This is a genomic window from Limnohabitans sp. Hippo4 (assembly GCF_003063605.1).
GTDB lineage: Bacteria > Pseudomonadota > Gammaproteobacteria > Burkholderiales > Burkholderiaceae_C > Limnohabitans_A.
The window spans coordinates 69590-85322 of record NZ_NESE01000003.1 but is presented as its reverse complement, the minus strand read 5'-3'; the positions used below and the strand labels follow the sequence as shown (position 1 = coordinate 85322).

Annotated in this window: 22 protein-coding genes; 11 read left to right on the top strand and 11 right to left on the bottom strand. The window is 53.2% G+C overall.

The features are described from left to right. Genes B9Z46_RS09430 through B9Z46_RS09395 form a run of 8 tightly spaced genes read right to left on the bottom strand, consistent with a single transcriptional unit; the run spans nucleotide 1 to nucleotide 6020 of the window. On the bottom strand, nucleotides 1-207 hold the full coding sequence (locus tag B9Z46_RS09430; RefSeq protein WP_108255988.1) for a DNA gyrase inhibitor YacG: 207 nt from the start codon (nucleotides 205-207) through the stop codon (nucleotides 1-3). Between the two features lie 38 nt (nucleotides 208-245). Next, nucleotides 246-1001 carry a cell division protein ZapD gene (zapD, locus tag B9Z46_RS09425; protein ID WP_108255986.1) on the bottom strand — a complete coding sequence of 252 codons (756 nt, stop codon included), beginning with the start codon at nucleotides 999-1001 and terminating at the stop codon, nucleotides 246-248. Between the two features lie 22 nt (nucleotides 1002-1023). Then, entirely contained in the window at nucleotides 1024-1635 is a 612-nt protein-coding gene (coaE, locus tag B9Z46_RS09420) for a dephospho-CoA kinase (protein WP_108255984.1), read from the bottom strand. A 7-nt stretch (nucleotides 1636-1642) separates the two neighbouring features. Continuing rightward, on the bottom strand, nucleotides 1643-2551 hold the full coding sequence (locus B9Z46_RS09415) for an A24 family peptidase (RefSeq protein WP_233245972.1): 909 nt from the start codon (nucleotides 2549-2551) through the stop codon (nucleotides 1643-1645). After that, nucleotides 2551-3669 (bottom strand): type II secretion system F family protein, encoded by a 1119-nt coding sequence (locus tag B9Z46_RS09410; RefSeq protein WP_108255982.1) that lies wholly within the window; start codon nucleotides 3667-3669, stop codon nucleotides 2551-2553. The genes B9Z46_RS09415 and B9Z46_RS09410 overlap by 1 nt, the downstream gene beginning before the upstream one ends. Beyond that, the gene (locus B9Z46_RS09405; protein WP_055359828.1) at nucleotides 3666-4880 is read right to left on the bottom strand and encodes a GspE/PulE family protein; all 1215 of its coding nucleotides are present in this window, start codon (nucleotides 4878-4880) and stop codon (nucleotides 3666-3668) included. The genes B9Z46_RS09410 and B9Z46_RS09405 overlap by 4 nt, the downstream gene beginning before the upstream one ends. A 60-nt stretch (nucleotides 4881-4940) precedes the next feature. After that, entirely contained in the window at nucleotides 4941-5540 is a 600-nt protein-coding gene (locus B9Z46_RS09400; RefSeq protein WP_108255980.1) for a bifunctional 2-polyprenyl-6-hydroxyphenol methylase/3-demethylubiquinol 3-O-methyltransferase UbiG, read from the bottom strand. Nucleotides 5541-5549: 9 nt separating this feature from the next. Next, complete coding sequence (locus B9Z46_RS09395) at nucleotides 5550-6020, bottom strand: hypothetical protein (RefSeq protein ID WP_108255978.1); 471 nt, start codon at nucleotides 6018-6020, stop codon at nucleotides 5550-5552. A 183-nt stretch (nucleotides 6021-6203) separates the two neighbouring features. On the opposite strand from B9Z46_RS09395, the gene B9Z46_RS09390 reads away from it, so the two are divergent. Continuing rightward, nucleotides 6204-6476, top strand: a complete 273-nt coding sequence (locus tag B9Z46_RS09390) for a hypothetical protein (RefSeq protein ID WP_146179245.1) — start codon at nucleotides 6204-6206, stop codon at nucleotides 6474-6476. A 38-nt stretch (nucleotides 6477-6514) separates the two neighbouring features. Here the strand turns inward: B9Z46_RS09390 and B9Z46_RS09385 are convergent, their stop codons facing one another. After that, entirely contained in the window at nucleotides 6515-7228 is a 714-nt protein-coding gene (locus tag B9Z46_RS09385; RefSeq protein WP_055359832.1) for a YebC/PmpR family DNA-binding transcriptional regulator, read from the bottom strand. A gap of 92 nt (nucleotides 7229-7320) precedes the next feature. Next, on the bottom strand, nucleotides 7321-7506 hold the full coding sequence (locus tag B9Z46_RS09380) for a hypothetical protein (protein ID WP_108255974.1): 186 nt from the start codon (nucleotides 7504-7506) through the stop codon (nucleotides 7321-7323). A gap of 109 nt (nucleotides 7507-7615) precedes the next feature. On the opposite strand from B9Z46_RS09380, the gene B9Z46_RS09375 reads away from it, so the two are divergent. The 6 genes from B9Z46_RS09375 to B9Z46_RS09350 all read left to right on the top strand — a co-directional run bounded on the left by B9Z46_RS09375 (nucleotide 7616) and on the right by B9Z46_RS09350 (nucleotide 11521). Beyond that, complete coding sequence (locus tag B9Z46_RS09375; RefSeq protein WP_146179244.1) at nucleotides 7616-7885, top strand: hypothetical protein; 270 nt, start codon at nucleotides 7616-7618, stop codon at nucleotides 7883-7885. A gap of 126 nt (nucleotides 7886-8011) precedes the next feature. Further along, entirely contained in the window at nucleotides 8012-8494 is a 483-nt protein-coding gene (locus B9Z46_RS09370; protein WP_146179243.1) for a hypothetical protein, read from the top strand. Between the two features lie 17 nt (nucleotides 8495-8511). Next, nucleotides 8512-9045, top strand: coding sequence for a hypothetical protein (locus B9Z46_RS09365; RefSeq protein ID WP_146179242.1), 534 nt, complete (start codon nucleotides 8512-8514; stop codon nucleotides 9043-9045). A gap of 43 nt (nucleotides 9046-9088) precedes the next feature. Next, entirely contained in the window at nucleotides 9089-9430 is a 342-nt protein-coding gene (locus tag B9Z46_RS09360; protein WP_055359837.1) for a hypothetical protein, read from the top strand. Nucleotides 9431-9515: 85 nt separating this feature from the next. Beyond that, nucleotides 9516-10487, top strand: a complete 972-nt coding sequence (locus B9Z46_RS09355; RefSeq protein WP_108255966.1) for a threo-3-hydroxy-L-aspartate ammonia-lyase — start codon at nucleotides 9516-9518, stop codon at nucleotides 10485-10487. Nucleotides 10488-10540: 53 nt separating this feature from the next. Beyond that, complete coding sequence (locus tag B9Z46_RS09350) at nucleotides 10541-11521, top strand: formylglycine-generating enzyme family protein (protein WP_108256443.1); 981 nt, start codon at nucleotides 10541-10543, stop codon at nucleotides 11519-11521. Nucleotides 11522-11537: 16 nt separating this feature from the next. Here B9Z46_RS09350 and B9Z46_RS09345 read toward each other — a convergent pair whose 3' ends face one another. Continuing rightward, nucleotides 11538-12467, bottom strand: coding sequence for a polyprenyl synthetase family protein (locus tag B9Z46_RS09345; RefSeq protein ID WP_055361830.1), 930 nt, complete (start codon nucleotides 12465-12467; stop codon nucleotides 11538-11540). Nucleotides 12468-12774: 307 nt separating this feature from the next. Here B9Z46_RS09345 and rplU point away from each other — a divergent pair, with 307 nt between their 5' ends. The 4 genes from rplU to proB all read left to right on the top strand — a co-directional run bounded on the left by rplU (nucleotide 12775) and on the right by proB (nucleotide 15709). Continuing rightward, entirely contained in the window at nucleotides 12775-13086 is a 312-nt protein-coding gene (gene rplU, locus B9Z46_RS09340; RefSeq protein WP_055359840.1) for a 50S ribosomal protein L21, read from the top strand. 12 nt (nucleotides 13087-13098) lie between these two features. Next, nucleotides 13099-13356: a 50S ribosomal protein L27 gene (rpmA, locus tag B9Z46_RS09335; RefSeq protein WP_055359841.1), complete on the top strand. Its 258-nt coding sequence runs from the start codon at nucleotides 13099-13101 to the stop codon at nucleotides 13354-13356. Nucleotides 13357-13456: 100 nt separating this feature from the next. Further along, a complete protein-coding gene (gene cgtA / locus B9Z46_RS09330; protein WP_055359842.1) occupies nucleotides 13457-14530 on the top strand; it encodes an Obg family GTPase CgtA in 1074 nt (357 codons plus the stop codon). 42 nt (nucleotides 14531-14572) lie between these two features. Continuing rightward, entirely contained in the window at nucleotides 14573-15709 is a 1137-nt protein-coding gene (gene proB, locus B9Z46_RS09325) for a glutamate 5-kinase (RefSeq protein WP_108255964.1), read from the top strand. The last annotated feature ends 24 nt before the right edge of the window (nucleotides 15710-15733 follow it).

Here is a 15733-nt window from a genome sequence, read left to right as displayed (position 1 = left end):
TTACTGCAGCTTGGGATCGCCAAAATTTTCTTGATCGGGTGGTGTTTCTTCGGGCACGCGGAAGCTTTCATTGGCCCATGCGCCCAAATCAATGCCTTTGCAACGCTCGCTGCAAAACGGCCGATATGCATTTTCTGAACTGAACAAACTGGGCCCGCCGCAAGTGGGGCAGGGCACGTGGCGTGGCTTGGACAAGGGCTCGCTCATCGGTGTCTCGCAAAAGGGGGAGGAACTGCTTGCGCGAATTAGGCGCAGAGTGTCATTTCGAAGGGGGTGTCTTCTTTGCTGGCCAGCAACTTACCGTCTTCTTGTTGTTGCATGAGGCGAATCACCACCAGCAAACGGTTGCAGCTGATCTCGGGTGTGAGGTTCAGGCTGTCGTCAATGCGCAGTCGCAACAATTGAAAGTTACGACCTTGCGGTAGATTTTGTTGCAGCTGGCCGCCTGTGGCCATGACCTTTTGGGTGCTGCCCGACTCACGCAACATTTTCAGCATGAGCTGAATGGACGTAGCCAAAGGCGCAAAGTGTTGAGACCACTCGTACAAGTTGGCTTGGCGAGCTGCGGCGGTGTGGTGTTGCCATGCATGGTAGGCCGGCAAATCAAACTCACAGGTGCCACCCGGAATGGCTGTGCGGCTGCGAATGCTGTTGAGGAATTCACTTTCGTTGAGTGCGCTACCCATCTTGCCAACCATGCTGTTGAGGGTTTCAAAGCGTTGATCGAGTTGTTCGATGATGAGATCGAGTGCTTGCTCGGAAATGGAGGGGTTGCCGCGGTAGGCATTGAGCTGTTGCTTGTGACGCTCAATGTCTTTGAGAATTTCAGATTTAAGTTCGGAGCGTGAAGCCACTTCCATGATTTCAAAAATCGTGGTGAGTGCATAGTGATGGTCCAAAGCCTCGGTACGTTGGCAAAGCTTGTTGAAGCGCGCGAACAAATGTTGCAGGCGCAAATAAGTTCGGATGCGTTCGTTGAGGGGGTATTCGTAAAGTATCACGCTGCGTCTTTCAGTAGCAAGATCATAGCCCGAAGCGGGCCATCATTTCATGCACGGCCGTCTGGAGTTGGTCTAAATCAAGCCCATCGTTGTAGATGACGCCATCGGCACTGGACAGACGCTGCGCGCGGCTGACTTGCTGCGCCATGATGGCTTCAATCTCCGGCTGTGACAGTTGGTTGCGGGCCATCACGCGCTGAATTTGGGTATCGGTTTGGCAATCGACCACACAGACCCAGTCCACTTGGCGCCGCCAGCGCTCACCCGACTCGACCAGCAAAGGCACATCGAATACCAGGCATTTTTTGCCAGCTTCTATGGCAGCTTGCGTTTGGGCTTGCAAAGCTTGCGCAACCAAAGGATGGATGATGGCTTCGAGCTGGCGTTTGGTCTGGGGGTTGGAGAAAACCAAGGCCCGCATGGCGTCTCGGTTCATGGCGCCTTCTGGCGTGATGAGGGTTTCACCAAATTCAGCCAAGATGGCGGGAATGGCCTGGCCACCGGCTTGTGTCAGGGCGCGAGAGATGGCATCGGCGTCCATCACGGCGGCACCTGCTTGCGCCAAGAAAGCGGCCACGGTGCTTTTACCGCTGCCAATGCCCCCCGTGAGCCCCAGTCGAACAGGCTGACGCATCAAAGGCTCACACTCCCATGGAAATTCCTAGAAAGAAACATGCGAATCCAGACAGGGCTAAAAAGGGTCCAAAAGCGAAGTGCCCATTGTCACCCAGTTGCCCCCGCATTTTTTGGATGACCCCAAAAATCAGTCCAGAAACCGAAGCCAGCAAGAGCACGGGCAACAAGCTCCAAATACCGACCCATGCACCGAGTGCGGCCAACAGCTTGAGGTCGCCTTGACCCATGCCTTCTTTGCCACGCCAAGCTGCAAAAGCCCAGCCCACAGCCCACAACATGCCGTAACCCAGCACGGCACCCGAAAGCGCCTGGATGAGGGGCGTGGGGGTGAGTGACATGGCACTGCCAACGAGGCCAACCCACAAGAGGGCCTGCGTGATGACGTCGGGCAGCAAAAAGGTTTCTGCATCGATCCAGGCCAGTGCCAGCAGGGCTGCCGTGAAAAAGCAAGCCATCAGTGCTTGGACCGTCCAACCAAATTGAAACAAGCACAAGGTGAACAACAGACTGGTGGTGATCTCAATGAGCGGATAGCGCCAAGCAATACGGCCATTGCAATGCCGGCAGCGACCTAAGGAAATCACAAATGACAGCACCGGGATAAGTTCGTGCCAACGCAAACGCTGCTGGCAGAGCGGGCAATGTGATGGCGGTGTGCTGAGGTTGAAGTTGGTTTCTGCAGCCGAAGCTTTGGACGCGTCTGAGGAAAGCTCAGTTGGCATGTGGGTGGACAGATCGTTGCCCAAGATCATGAGCGGCAAGCGGTGTATCAGCACGTTCACAAAGCTGCCAATGATGAGTCCCAGCGCGGCAAATACCAGCACTTGCAAATGACTGACCTGCTCAAATTGCGGCAACACCCAGCCCATGGCGCCGGGCGGTGCCAGTAAATTGGGCCATTGCGAAGCGGGCATCAAAAGACTTGTCCTAAATTGAAAATGGGCAAATACAAAGCCACCATCATGCCGCCAATGAGCCCGCCCAGAAAAACCATGAGCAGGGGTTCTAACAGGGTGGTGAGTTGAGCGATGTGTTGGTTCAAATCGGCCATCAAGAGCTGTGCGGCTTTTTCGAGCATGGCCGCCAAAGAACCCGTTTCTTCTCCGATGGCGCACATTTGGATCAGCACAGGTGGAAACAGTTTTGATTTTGACATGGCGACGTTCAAACCGCTACCCTCTTGAATGTGCTGCATCAACTTTGCAGTATGCGCTTGAAGCATTGTGGACCCTGATGCGGCTGCAGCCGGCTGCAAAGCTTCAGAGATGGGAATGCCTGCTTCCAGCAAGGCCGAAAGTGTCAATGCCCATTTGGCTGAGCGATGACTTTGCATGAGTGGACCCATGAGTGGCAAAGCGCTTGTGGCCGATTCCCAACCCAACCTCACGGTTAGCGAACGGCGATACCCGCGGTGCAAGCCGATTGCTGCGCAGGTTAACAAAGCCAAGCAAGGCAGTCCCCATTGCGAGACCCAGCGGCTAACTTGGATCAACTGCTGTGTAGCCTGTGGCAAGGCAGCGCCCATGCTTTGGAACACCGCTTCAAACAGAGGGACCACCCAAATCAAGATGACGGTTAAAACGCCGCAGGCCACCAGCAAAATGCAGGCAGGGTAAATCAGCGCGTGTTGAACTTTGGCCTTCAATTGCGCATGGGCCTCCAAGGTATTCGCCAAGCGGACCAAGAGCGTGTCCAAAATACCTGCCGACTCACCGGCTTGGAGCAGGCTGCAATACAAACTGTTGAAGGTGTGCGGATGTTTTTGAAAAGCGACATGCAAAGCAGAGCCTGCGCTGACATCTTGCTGTAACTGTTGCAATATTTGCCCCAAGGATTGCCTTGTTTTGCGCGACCCCACAGCACTTTGTCCTAGCAATTGAAAGGCCTGTACCAAAGGAATGCCAGCACTCATCAAGGCCGACCATTGCCGGGTGAAGACAGTCAAAGTTTTGGCGGGAATGCGGTGCAAAGAAACGTGTGCGCTAGGCCTTCGCCTTTCTAAGGCGCGTGCCATGGCTGCTGGGGTGCTCATGCCATGCACTCAGTTTGCGTGAGCACTTCGGCCATCGATGTGATGCCCATGGCGGCTTGAATTAAACCTGCATGTCGAAGCGAGTGGACGCCTTCTTTGTACGCTTGCGTTGCCAATTGAACATGGCTGCTGTCATTTTCAACGCATTGCCGCAAACTGGGGCTCATGGGCATGACTTCAAACAAGCCAATGCGTCCCCAATAGCCTTTGTGACATTGCGAACAACCCTGCGCACTGAAAAAGACAGGTTCAAACGGCAAGTCTTGAAAGGACGTTTGTAGGCCCAATTCGCGCAGGGCTTGAAGCGAGACATGCATGGGTTTTCGGCAATGCAAACACAAACGCCGAATCAGCCTTTGCGCAGAAATGAGGCTGATGCTGGCGGCCAAGTTGTAGGACGCCACGCCCATGTTGCGAAGACGAACCAGTGCGCCTGCGGCATCATTGGTGTGCAACGTGGACATGACCAAATGACCTGTTTGTGAAGCCTTGATGGCGATGTCGGCTGTTTCAGGGTCTCTGATTTCGCCAAGCATGATGACGTCGGGATCTTGTCGGAGGAAGGCTTTGAGTGAACTGGCAAAGTTCAGCCCAATTTGTTCTTTGACATTGACTTGGTTGACGCCATTCAGCTGAATTTCGGAGGGGTCTTCGACAGTGGCGATGTTGATTTCGGGCCGATTCAAAAGGTGCAGGCAGGCATAAAGTGATTGCGACTTGCCCGAGCCTGTGGGGCCCGTGACCAAAATGAGGCCTTGTGTTTTGTGGATGGCCTCTAGCATGCGCTGCTTTTCCTGAGGGCCATAGCCCAAATGGTCAAGATGCAATTGGGCCATGTCGGTGGCCAAGACCCGGACCACCAACTTCTCGCCAAACAAAGTGGGCAGTGTACTGACCCTTAAATTCAAGCGTTGCAAATTGCGCAAACCGATTGTCATGCGCCCATCTTGTGGCAACCTTTTTTCTGCAATGTCTAACTTGGCCAGCACCTTGATGCGGGAGGCAATTTGGTCTTTGAATTCGTAGGGGGGTGGCGGAATTTCTTGCAACACGCCATCGATGCGCAAACGGACTCGGTAAAAATTCTCGAAAGGTTCGAAGTGAAGATCGGAGGCGCGCAGTTGGGCTGCTGTTTCCCATGTCTGCTGCAAATAATGAACCACAGGGGCTTCAACTGCAGCCGGTTGGGGATGGGAAAGAGTGTTGTCCATCTGCAAATCATTTCATCATGTCCGGGCAGGTCATGATGCGCGCAAATGGACTTGAAAAACCTAAGCGTTTTTAAATGCAAGAATTTGTGCGGTGGTGTGAAGGCCGACGTGATAACTGCCTTCATTTAACTCACGCTCACATTGTTTAGAAAATGCCACTTTCAAAGGCTGTATGTCCTGGATGAGTGTGTCTACACCTGGATAGCGGTTAACTGCAGTTCTTTCGCCGTTCACCTTGGACTCTAGGATGAAAGCGCCGCCCGGTTTCAATGATTGGCCCAAGCGTGCATAAAGCCGCTGGCGGATGTCGGCATCAGGTTGTGCAAAGACGCTCACCACCAAGTCCCATGCATTATTTTCTAGCTCAAAGTCTTTCATGTCTGCGACTTCGTAGTTCAGGGTGACTTTGTGCAGGTCGGCCAATGCTTTGGCCTTGTTCAAACCCACGCGCGAGAAATCGACGGCAGTGACTTCAAAACCCATCTTGGCCAAGAACACTGCATTTCGGCCTTCGCCCTCGCACAAAGAAACAGCTTTGCCGAGTTTGACTTGAGGCGCAGCCCAGCGCAGGAAATCGTTGGGCGCTTCGCCATAAGCATATGCGGGCGCTTGGAAGCGATCGTCCCAATACGCTGCGCCTTTCATTTCTTTGTTGGACATGGTGTTTCTTTAATCTTGGGGAATCAGTTGAAATGTTTTCATCACGACTTCACGATCTGCTTTGTCTTGAATTTTTTGGAGACTCTGAAATGCTGCTTGCCTGGAAGCTTTGAATTCAGGTGTCTTGCCGAAAGCAAGTGCTGCCAAAGCATGCACCGTGTGCGTGAATGCCAATTCCCAATCTGGCGTGTCGGCTTTTTCAGTGAAATACATGCGCATGCGTTCTGCATAAGCCCAAGCACTGGGTCCCATGTTCATGCGTGCATGCACCAGTGCCAGTAGCATCACGCTGCGCATGTGGTTGATTTCTTTGCCAACCACTCGCCAATGCCATGCCGATGCATGGGCAGTGTCTAAAATTTCAGTGTTCAGGCTGATGTCAGCCAAAGACTCTGACAATGTCCAAGCGGTGTTGTTGGCTTGGATGGCAAAGTACTTGTGCCAACTGTCTGGCAACAGGTTGTCGGGGGTGTTTTGCATTTGAAGTTCCTCAAAGACAAGTCATTTCTGAGTGTGCATGGTACGGTAAGTGTTGCGAGATTGCCCACGTCATTGACCAGCCTCTTCAAAAAGCTACTTGGCGCAGGTGACGCTGAGGCAAAATAGATTCACAATGCGGTTCATTGCGGCATGCACAGAGCGCCGTCGATCTACGAGGACTTCATGAAATTTGCAGTGATTTTTGCCATGCTGTTGGCATTCAACGCTTTTGCCAGTGATGCACCTAAAGCGGATGACAAGAAAAAACCGGAGCGTTCTGTGGTGCCCGAGAAGATCACTCGCCCCAAAACAACGCCCGATTCTTTACCTCAACCCGTCGGGAAAAACAGCAACCCGGATGCTTGCCCCAAATTTGAGTACAAAGAAAAGCCAGCCAAAATTGTGTGCTTGCAAAAAGCCGTTGGCGCTGACAAACCCAAACCTGCAGCGCACTGAGCCCTGTAAGATTCAAGTGTCAGCGGTGCTTGTGAAGCTCAGTTAGACAAGCCCACAAAAACGTTTTGCACATCGTCGTTGCCGTCAATGGCCGCTAAGAAGTTTTCAACTTCTTCAAGTTGCTCAGCCGACAGGTTGGCTGGATTGACCGGGTTCTTGGGCTTGTAGCCCAATTTATTCGACAGCACGGTAAAGCCATGGTCCGGCAGTGCTTTGCTGACCAAGTCCAAATCGCTGGGATCCGTGATGAACACGGTCACGCCATCCTCATCAGCTGCTTCAAAATCTTGGGCGCCTGCCTCGATGGCGGCGAGTTCTGCGTCGGCATCTGACTTGGCAGGCTCAGCTTCAATCATGCCCACATGGTCAAAATCCCATGACACGGAACCGGAGGTGCCCAATTGACCTTTGCGAAACAGCACACGAACTTCGGAGGCTGTGCGGTTCAAGTTGTCTGTGAGGGCCTCCACCATGACAGGCACTTGATGCGGTGCAAAACCTTCGTAAATGACACGCTCAAAATTGACGGGGTCACCCAACAAACCAGCGCCTTTTTTGATGGCCCGTTCTAAGGTGTCTTTGGGCATGGAGACCTTACGTGCTTGCTCAACAACCAAGCGCAAGCGGGAATTGGCGGCTGGATCGGCGCCACTTTTGGCGGCCATCATGATGTCTTTGGCCAAGCGACCAAACAATTTGCCTCTGGCATCTGCGGCTTGTGCCTTGCCTTTTGCTTTCCACTGCGCGCCCATAGGGGTCTACTTTCTTGCTGGATGTTGAAGCAGCGAGTTTAAATCATGCGCATGGCGGCGATGACCGCAATCTGTTGGGCCTGGTGAATCAATCAGACCGTAATGTCCACATTCCCACCTTTGAGTTTGGGGTTGGTCGCTTCATGTTTGACCACCTCGCGTTTGGCTTCAACCCGCTGCATCTGTTCATGATGCGGGTGATTCTCAGCTTTGGCAGGTCGTTCTTGTTGAATGCGTTGTGGCTCAGGACGACTTTGCGTGGGACGAATCTCAGACATGAATGCTCCTGTAACTCAACTTGAAAGGGGTGGCCGCTAGCAAGACCTCATTGTCAACCCAATTGGCTTGTGGAATCATCTTGCTGATGCCAATCAATTGGAGTTCACCATGAAAATCTTGATTTATTTGTTCTTGGGACTGGGTCAATTTGTGATTCAAACGGCATGGGCCAATGATGCGGCATGTTTTTCCATTCACGACCCAGACAGAAAAAATGTGTGTTTGGCCATGTCCAAAAAACAAAATTCTTACTGCTATTCGGTCAAGGACCACGACACCAAGAACATGTGCCTGGCCAATGTCATGGCCCAGCAAAGTTATTGTCACAGCATCAAGTCGCATGACATGAAGCAACAATGCTTGGCGCAAGTGAAATAGGGCCCTGATAGCTAAAGTTTCTGTAAAGATTTACCAGAGGATTGTTGGCACGATTATAATAATATGCTTATACATTCAATAAGCATATTGCTCGTGCACATTTTGACTGAAGCCGAAAATCGCATCGTGGACAAACTTCGTTTGGCTTACTATGACGTCGTGCCTGCAGATCTCAGAACTTTTTGCTCATTAACGTCGCGCATATCCAAACATGTCTTGGATAAATTTGGCATTGGCAACGAGTTGATGCCTTGCCAACTTTGGTACACCAACCAAACGCAAAACTATGTCGTGGGTTTTTTGAATCAGCAAGAGCCAAGCAGCGAATGGAATGGCCATGTCGTTTGCCGTGCAGGCAACGTCATCATGGATGCAGCCACTCAAAATCTAGAAGTGAAACTGGGCGTACCAGTGCCTTGGGTGGTGGTGGCCAGACGCTTTTTGGTCACCACGCAATTGATTTCTAGGGCAAGACTCGACAACAATGCCATGCTGGAATGGTTTTATCCTCCTGCCAATATGGACACCAACCCGCCTGTTGAGCCCGTTGCACTGGTCGAGCAGTATGGCAACTTGTTGTACGAGCGCATCGCCCATTCACCCACATGAGCTTGCCCAAAAAAATCTTGGTCATTGCCGTCTCGGCAGTTTTGTATTACGCGTCGCTTTGGTTCAATGAGCTGATCTGGGGGCAGACGGAGTTTTCTTTCGATGTGCATTGGGTCTTTTTTCCAAGTGGCATCCGTTTCATTTTGGTTTTGTTGGCGCTTGAATCGGGCGCGGTTGGCATTGCCATGGGCGGCATGCTTTGGAACTTTCAAGATCATCCCGACTTGGGGATTGAATTCGCATTGATCACTGGTGTGATTGCTGGCCTGTCACCTGTCATTGCCCGCATGCTGAGCATCAAATTTTTGGATCTGGATCCGGAATTTAAAGTTGTTTCCCCGCTAACCCTGTTGAAAATATCCATGCTTTTCGCTACCCTTAGCGCGCTTTTGCATCAAATTTGGTTTTTCTCCCAAGGATTGACTGAACATTTTCCGCTGAGTTTTGGGGTGATGGCCATGAGCAACTTGGCTGGCACTTGGCTTGTCTTGATGATTTTCAAGCTGCTGTTACAAAGCACGGCAAAGCCACCATCAGGTTCGGATTCCTAAGCAGTTTTTTCGTCATCTTCCCCTACAACCAGATCAACCCATCATGAATCAAATTTACCTGCGCTACTTGGTGTTGGCGGAAGCATTGCGTAAATCCAACATTGATCTTTCTGGCATCGACGATGTGGGCAAAAAATTGTTGGAAGCCATTGCCATCCGAAGCGCACAAGGTCAACCCTTGGTGGTCACCCAAACCATGGAGTTGAGTGACATTGCCAGCCCCGCCACCATCCATCGCCGTATTGGCATTTTGCTGAAGGCAGGACTCATCCAAGTGCAGCAAACCGAGCAGAATCAAAAAATCAAATTTTTGGTGCCCACCCAAATGAGCATCGACTATTTTGACAAGCTTGGTAAGCTCATGACCTCCGCCATGCGCACTTAAGAGCCCTGCACATTACAAGGCCTGCAACACATGTTCGTACGTGAAGGGCGGTGTTATCAATTTTGGGTTCAATCGAGTAAATCTCATGCCGCAAGCTTTGCCTACCTTTGACGATGTAATCGCTGCCGCTGCGCGGCTAGAAGGCATTGCGCACAAGACACCTGTTTTGCAGTCCAGTACCCTGAATGAACAGCTACAAGCCAAGGTTTTCATCAAATGTGAAAACTTTCAGCGCATGGGGGCCTTCAAGTTTCGAGGGGGCTTCAATGCTTTGGCCAAACTCAACGAGGTGCAGCGCAAAGCCGGCGTGGTGGCTTATTCCTCAGGCAATCATGCCCAAGCGGTGGCCTTGTCTGCCCGTATCCTGAACATCCCAGCCACCATCTTCATGCCGCATGATGCGTCGCCTGCCAAGCTGGCGGCCACCCAAGGCTATGGCGCTACGGTCATTGGCTACGATCGCTATTCAGAAGATGCCAGCGCCAAAGCAATGCAATTGGCACAAGAAAAAGGCCTCACCTTCATTCCACCCTTTGACCACGCCGATGTGTTGGCAGGGCAGGGCACGGCTGCGTTGGAGTTGTTTGACGAAGTGGGCCAGCTCGATGCTTTGTTTGTGTGCCTAGGGGGCGGTGGCTTGCTCAGTGGCAGCGCCTTGGCGACCAGAGCGCGCTCACCCTTGTGCAAAATTTACGGTGTCGAACCCGAGGCAGGCAATGACACCCAACAATCTTTTCGCAAAGGTGAGCGCGTCAAAATTCCAACGCCGATCACCATTGCGGATGGCGCTCAAACCCCGATGGTGGGCGCCATCACCTTTGAAATCATCAAAGCCTTGGTCGATGACATTCACACAGTGACCGATGCGCAGTTGATTGCGGCCATGCGCTTTTATGCAGAGCGCATGAAGATGGTAATCGAGCCCACTGGCTGTTTGTCTTTGGCTGCCGCCATTCAGGCGGCACCCTCCTTGAAAGGTCAGCGCGTGGGCGTCATCATCAGTGGCGGCAATGTGGACCTGGCCCGATTTGCACAGTTACTGGCAACACCCCCATGACACGCCAACCCTATTTGCAATCTTCACTGTTCGCCTTCAGTGTGACTTTGGGAATGACATGGGGCATGTCACTGCTGGCGCAGGCGCAGTCCACCCCAACTGCGTCACCCCTTGTCAGTGTCAATTCAGTGGGCATGAAATTCGTGCGCATTCCTGCTGGCGAATTCATGATGGGCAGCAACGAGACCGTGGCGTCCTTGCAAGCTGACTTTCCTCAGTTGGAAGTCAAACGACTCGACGAGCTGTCGGATGAGATGCCTTTGCACCGCGTCAAAATTTCTCGTGCATTTGACCTCGGCCAAACAGAAGTCACACGGGCTCAGTTTGAACAGTTTTTGAACCTGTCTGGGTACGTGCCCGAATCTGTTCGCGACAAAACCGGTGGCTATGGTTACAGCGTCCAGCACGATCGCAACCGACCCGAAAAAGCCGATGCGTTTGCAGGCAGAGACCCGGCCTACAGTTGGAAAACGCCAGGCTTTGAACAAGCCAACGACCACCCCGTGGTCAACATCACTTGGCACGATGCCATGGCCATGGCCAAGTGGCTTTCGCAAAAAGAAGGCGTGACGTATCGACTGCCTACCGAGGCCGAATGGGAGTACGCCTGTAAAGCTGGAACGCAGACGCGTTTTCCACATGGCAATGATCCGCAAACCTTGACGAAGTGGGCCAATCTGTTTGACGCAGCGGCTACCCCGCATTGGCAGCGCTGGCAAGACAAAGCTTTGCCAGGCAACGACGGCCATGCCTTCACCTCACCCGTGGCCAGTTACCCTCCCAATGCCTTTGGTTTGTACGACATGGTCGGCAATGCCTGGGAATGGGTGAGCGACCATTACGCAGAAAATTACTACAAGACCTCACCTGCCATCGACCCGCAAGGCCCCGACGCGGGTCATCTCAAAGTTCGAAGAGGTGGGTCTTGGCACACATGGCCCATTTATGCGCGTTGCAGTTATCGCAACATCAATGCGCCAGACAGCCGCTACACATTGCTGGGCATGCGACTCTTGCGTGAAGTGGCGCCTTAAAGCAAACCTCGAAAGCTCAGGTTCGGCGCACCAGCAGTTGGGACGCTAGCCCGATCAAGGCTTCTTTGTACGGGCCGTCAGGCAATTGTTGTGCGGCGTTGATGGCGCGCTGCGCTTCTGACATGGCGGCTTGGCGGCTGCCATCCAAGGCGCCTGTCTCGCGAACAATGGCAATCACTTGGCTCAACTGGTCCACAGAGCCGGTTTCAATGGCTTTTTGAACCAACTCTTTTTGAGCAGGTGTGCCGCGTTGCATGGCCAAAATCAAGGGCAGAGTGGCTTTGCCTTCCCGCAGGTCATCGCCCAAGTTCTTGCCCATTTCAGCCGCGTTGCCCTCGTAGTCCAGCACATCGTCGATGACTTGGAATGCGGTGCCAAGGGCTTGGCCATATTCAGCACAGGCCTCTTCGAGTTGAGGCGATGTTTGGGCCAAGATGGCGGCCAAGCGCGAGCTGGCTTCAAACAATTTGGCGGTTTTAGAGCGAATCACGCGCAAATAGGCTTCTTCGTCCAAGGAGGCGTCGTGCATGTTCATCAATTGCAGCACTTCGCCCTCCGCAATCACATTGGTGGCATCGGCCAAGACTTGCATGATGCGCATGCTGCCGACATCGACCATCATTTGAAAGGCGCGCGAATACAAAAAGTCGCCCACCAGCACGCTGGCGGGGTTGCCAAAGCGCTCATTGGCCGTGGGCCTGCCGCGGCGCAGGGTGGACTCGTCCACCACATCGTCATGGAGCAAGGTGGCGGTATGGATGAACTCCACCACGGCTGCCAGGCTGTACTTATGGTGTTCTTGGTAATTCAAGGCGCCGCTCGTGAGCAGCAAAATGACTGGGCGCAATCGCTTGCCGCCAGCCGAAATAATGTACTGAGCCACTTGACCTACCAATGGCACACCGGAGCTCAGGCGGTCGGCAATGACCTCATCGACCTTGGCCATGTCTTGGGCCACCAGGGCCAAAGCGGAGGCTGGGGAGGCTGATTCAGAGGACGCAGTGGTAGACAAAATGGCTTCACTCAACAGGGTGTCAGGACGGGGTGTTGGGGCCAGAATGAAGTAAATCACGGGTTTTCCCGAGTTTGAGCCCCAATTTCCGGTTCCAAGCTGATTATAGAGAGCGAAAAAGCCTGACTTGACTGAACAGGCCGGCTTCTGATCTAGGGGGCTTGGCAAGTCCCAAAAGTCCGTGCTAAAATCCGCGGTTCCTTAGGGTTCGTCCTAGGAAACTTCCAATTAAGAGGTCATTATGTACGCGGTCATAAAAACCGGCGGCAAACAGTATCGTGTTGCTGCTGGCGAAAAAATTAAAGTAGAACAGATTGCTGCGGACGTGGGCCAGGAAATCGTGATCGACCAGGTTCTGGCAGTCGGCAACGGCGCAGATCTGAAGGTTGGCACGCCCCTGGTGTCCGGCGCCACTGTTAAAGCCACTGTGTTGGCACACGGCAAGCACGACAAAGTGCACATCTTCAAGATGCGCCGTCGCAAGCACTATCAAAAACGTCAAGGTCACCGTCAGCAGTACACAGAACTGCAAATCGGTGCGATTGCAGGCTAAGGAGCTTAGGTCATGGCACAGAAAAAAGGCGGCGGCTCTACGCGAAACGGGCGCGATTCAAAGCCCAAAATGCTCGGCGTGAAAGCTTTCGGTGGTGAACTCATCAGCGCAGGCTCTATCATTGTTCGTCAACGTGGCACCAAGTTCCATGCTGGCACCAATGTTGGCGTGGGTAAAGACCACACATTGTTCGCTTTGGTTGACGGCCACGTGTCGTTCGGCACAAAGGGTGCTCTGAACAAGCAAATGGTGAATGTGACTGCTGCCTAAACAGCGTCAGCCATTGCGCAAAGAGCCCCGCCGAGTCGGGGCTTTTTTGTTCCAGAGCTCCTCGTTAAAAAGATAAACTGGAATACACACCGGATCGATCATGAAATTTGTTGACGAAGCCTACATTGACATCGCCGCGGGCGATGGCGGGAACGGCTGCGTCTCGTTCCGGCACGAGAAGTACAAAGAGTTTGGCGGCCCCAATGGCGGCGACGGTGGCCGCGGTGGTCACGTCTTCGCTGTGGCAGACCCCAATCTCAACACCCTGGTGGACTACCGTTACTCCCGCCGTCATGAGGCCAAGCGTGGCCAACACGGCATGGGCTCCGACATGTTCGGTGCCATGGGCGACGATGTCACCCTCAAAATGCCTGTGGGCACCATCATCACTGACGCCGAAACCGGCGAGGTGTTGTATGAGTTGCTCAAGCCGGGCGAAGTCATCATGATCGCCAAGGGCGGCGATGGTGGCTTTGGCAATATGCGCTTCAAGAGCGCCATCAACCGCGCGCCTCGTCAAAAAACACCTGGCTGGCCCGGTGAGAAAAAAGAACTCAAGCTCGAATTGAAGGTGCTGGCCGATGTCGGTTTGTTGGGGATGCCCAATGCGGGCAAGTCCACGCTGATTGCCGCTATCTCCAATGCGCGCCCCAAAATTGCCGACTACCCCTTCACCACTTTGCATCCTAATTTAGGTGTGGTCCGTGTGGGCCCCGAGCAAAGCTTTGTGGTGGCCGATGTCCCAGGTCTCATTGAAGGTGCCTCCGATGGCGCAGGTTTGGGTCATTTGTTCTTGCGTCATTTGCAGCGCACACGTTTGCTCTTGCACATCATTGACTTCGCGCCGTTTGACGAAGCCGTCGACCCTGTTGCACAAGCCAAAGCGATTGTGGGCGAACTCAAAAAATACGACAAAGCCTTGTACGACAAGCCCCGTTGGTTGGTCCTCAACAAACTGGACATGGTGCCTGAAGATGAGCGCGAAGCACGCGTTAAAGACTTCATCAAGCGCTTTAAATACAAGGGACCTGTGTTTGAAATTTCTGCGCTCACCCGTGAAGGTTGTGAGCCTTTGATCAAGACCATTTTCCAGCACATCAAAGCCCAACAGGTGCAAGAGCAAGAGCCGGTTTATGTGGACCCGCGCTTTGTGGAAGAGCCTCCCAAGGATTGAGATTTCCGTGCTGCCACGGAACTTATTGCACATTTAAAAATCATGAGTCAACCCTTCACGTCCACCGTTCTGCGCGATGCGCGTCGCATCGTGGTGAAGGTTGGCTCCAGCTTGGTCACCAATGAAGGCCGCGGTCTCGACGAGGCCGCCATTGGCGAGTGGTGCAGACAAATGGCTTTGCTGGCGCAAGAGGGCCGAGAGGTCATCATGGTTTCAAGTGGCGCCATTGCCGAGGGCATGAAGCGATTGGGCTGGGCCACACGCCCCCAAGAAATTCATGCCTTGCAAGCCGCCGCCGCTGTGGGCCAAATGGGCTTGGCCCAAATGTACGAAACCAAATTGCGTCAAAACGGTTTAGGCAGTGCGCAGGTTTTACTCACGCATGCCGACCTGGCCGATCGCGAACGTTATTTGAACGCCCGTTCTACCTTGCTCACGTTGCTGCAGCACAAAGTGCTGCCCGTGATCAACGAGAACGACACTGTGGTCAACGATGAAATCAAGTTTGGCGACAACGACACTTTGGGTGCGCTGGTGGCCAACTTGGTCGAAGCCGATGCCTTGGTCATCCTGACCGATCAAAAAGGTTTGTACACCGCCGACCCGCGCAAAAATCCTGCTGCTGAGTTTGTGCATGAAGCGCGTGCGGGTGACCCAATGCTAGAGGCCATGGCCGGTGGTGTGGGCTCCAGCATTGGCAGTGGCGGCATGATCACCAAAATTTTGGCGGCCAAGCGTGCTGCGGGTTCTGGTGCATCGACCGTCATTGCATGGGGTCGTGAACCCGATGCGCTGATTCGCTTGTGCAAAGGCGAAGCCATTGGCACTTTGCTGGTGGCGCAAACGCAAAAGCAGCAAGCGCGTAAACAATGGATGGCCGACCACTTGCAATTGCGCGGTGCGGTCACTGTCGATCCAGGCGCTGCCTCTAAATTGCAGGCAGAAGGCAAAAGCTTATTGGCCATTGGCATGACCCAGGTGGAAGGTGATTTTTCTCGCGGCGACGTCATTGCCATTCGCGATGTGAGCGGTTTGGAAATTGCCCGTGGTTTGGCCAACTACGCCAGTGCAGAAGCCCGCTTAATTTGCCGCAAACCCTCTACCGAATTTGAAGGCTTGCTGGGCTACATTGCAGAACCTGAGTTTGTTCACCGTGACAACTTGATCTTGACGCGCTAAGCGATTCAAGCATTCACAAAAAAG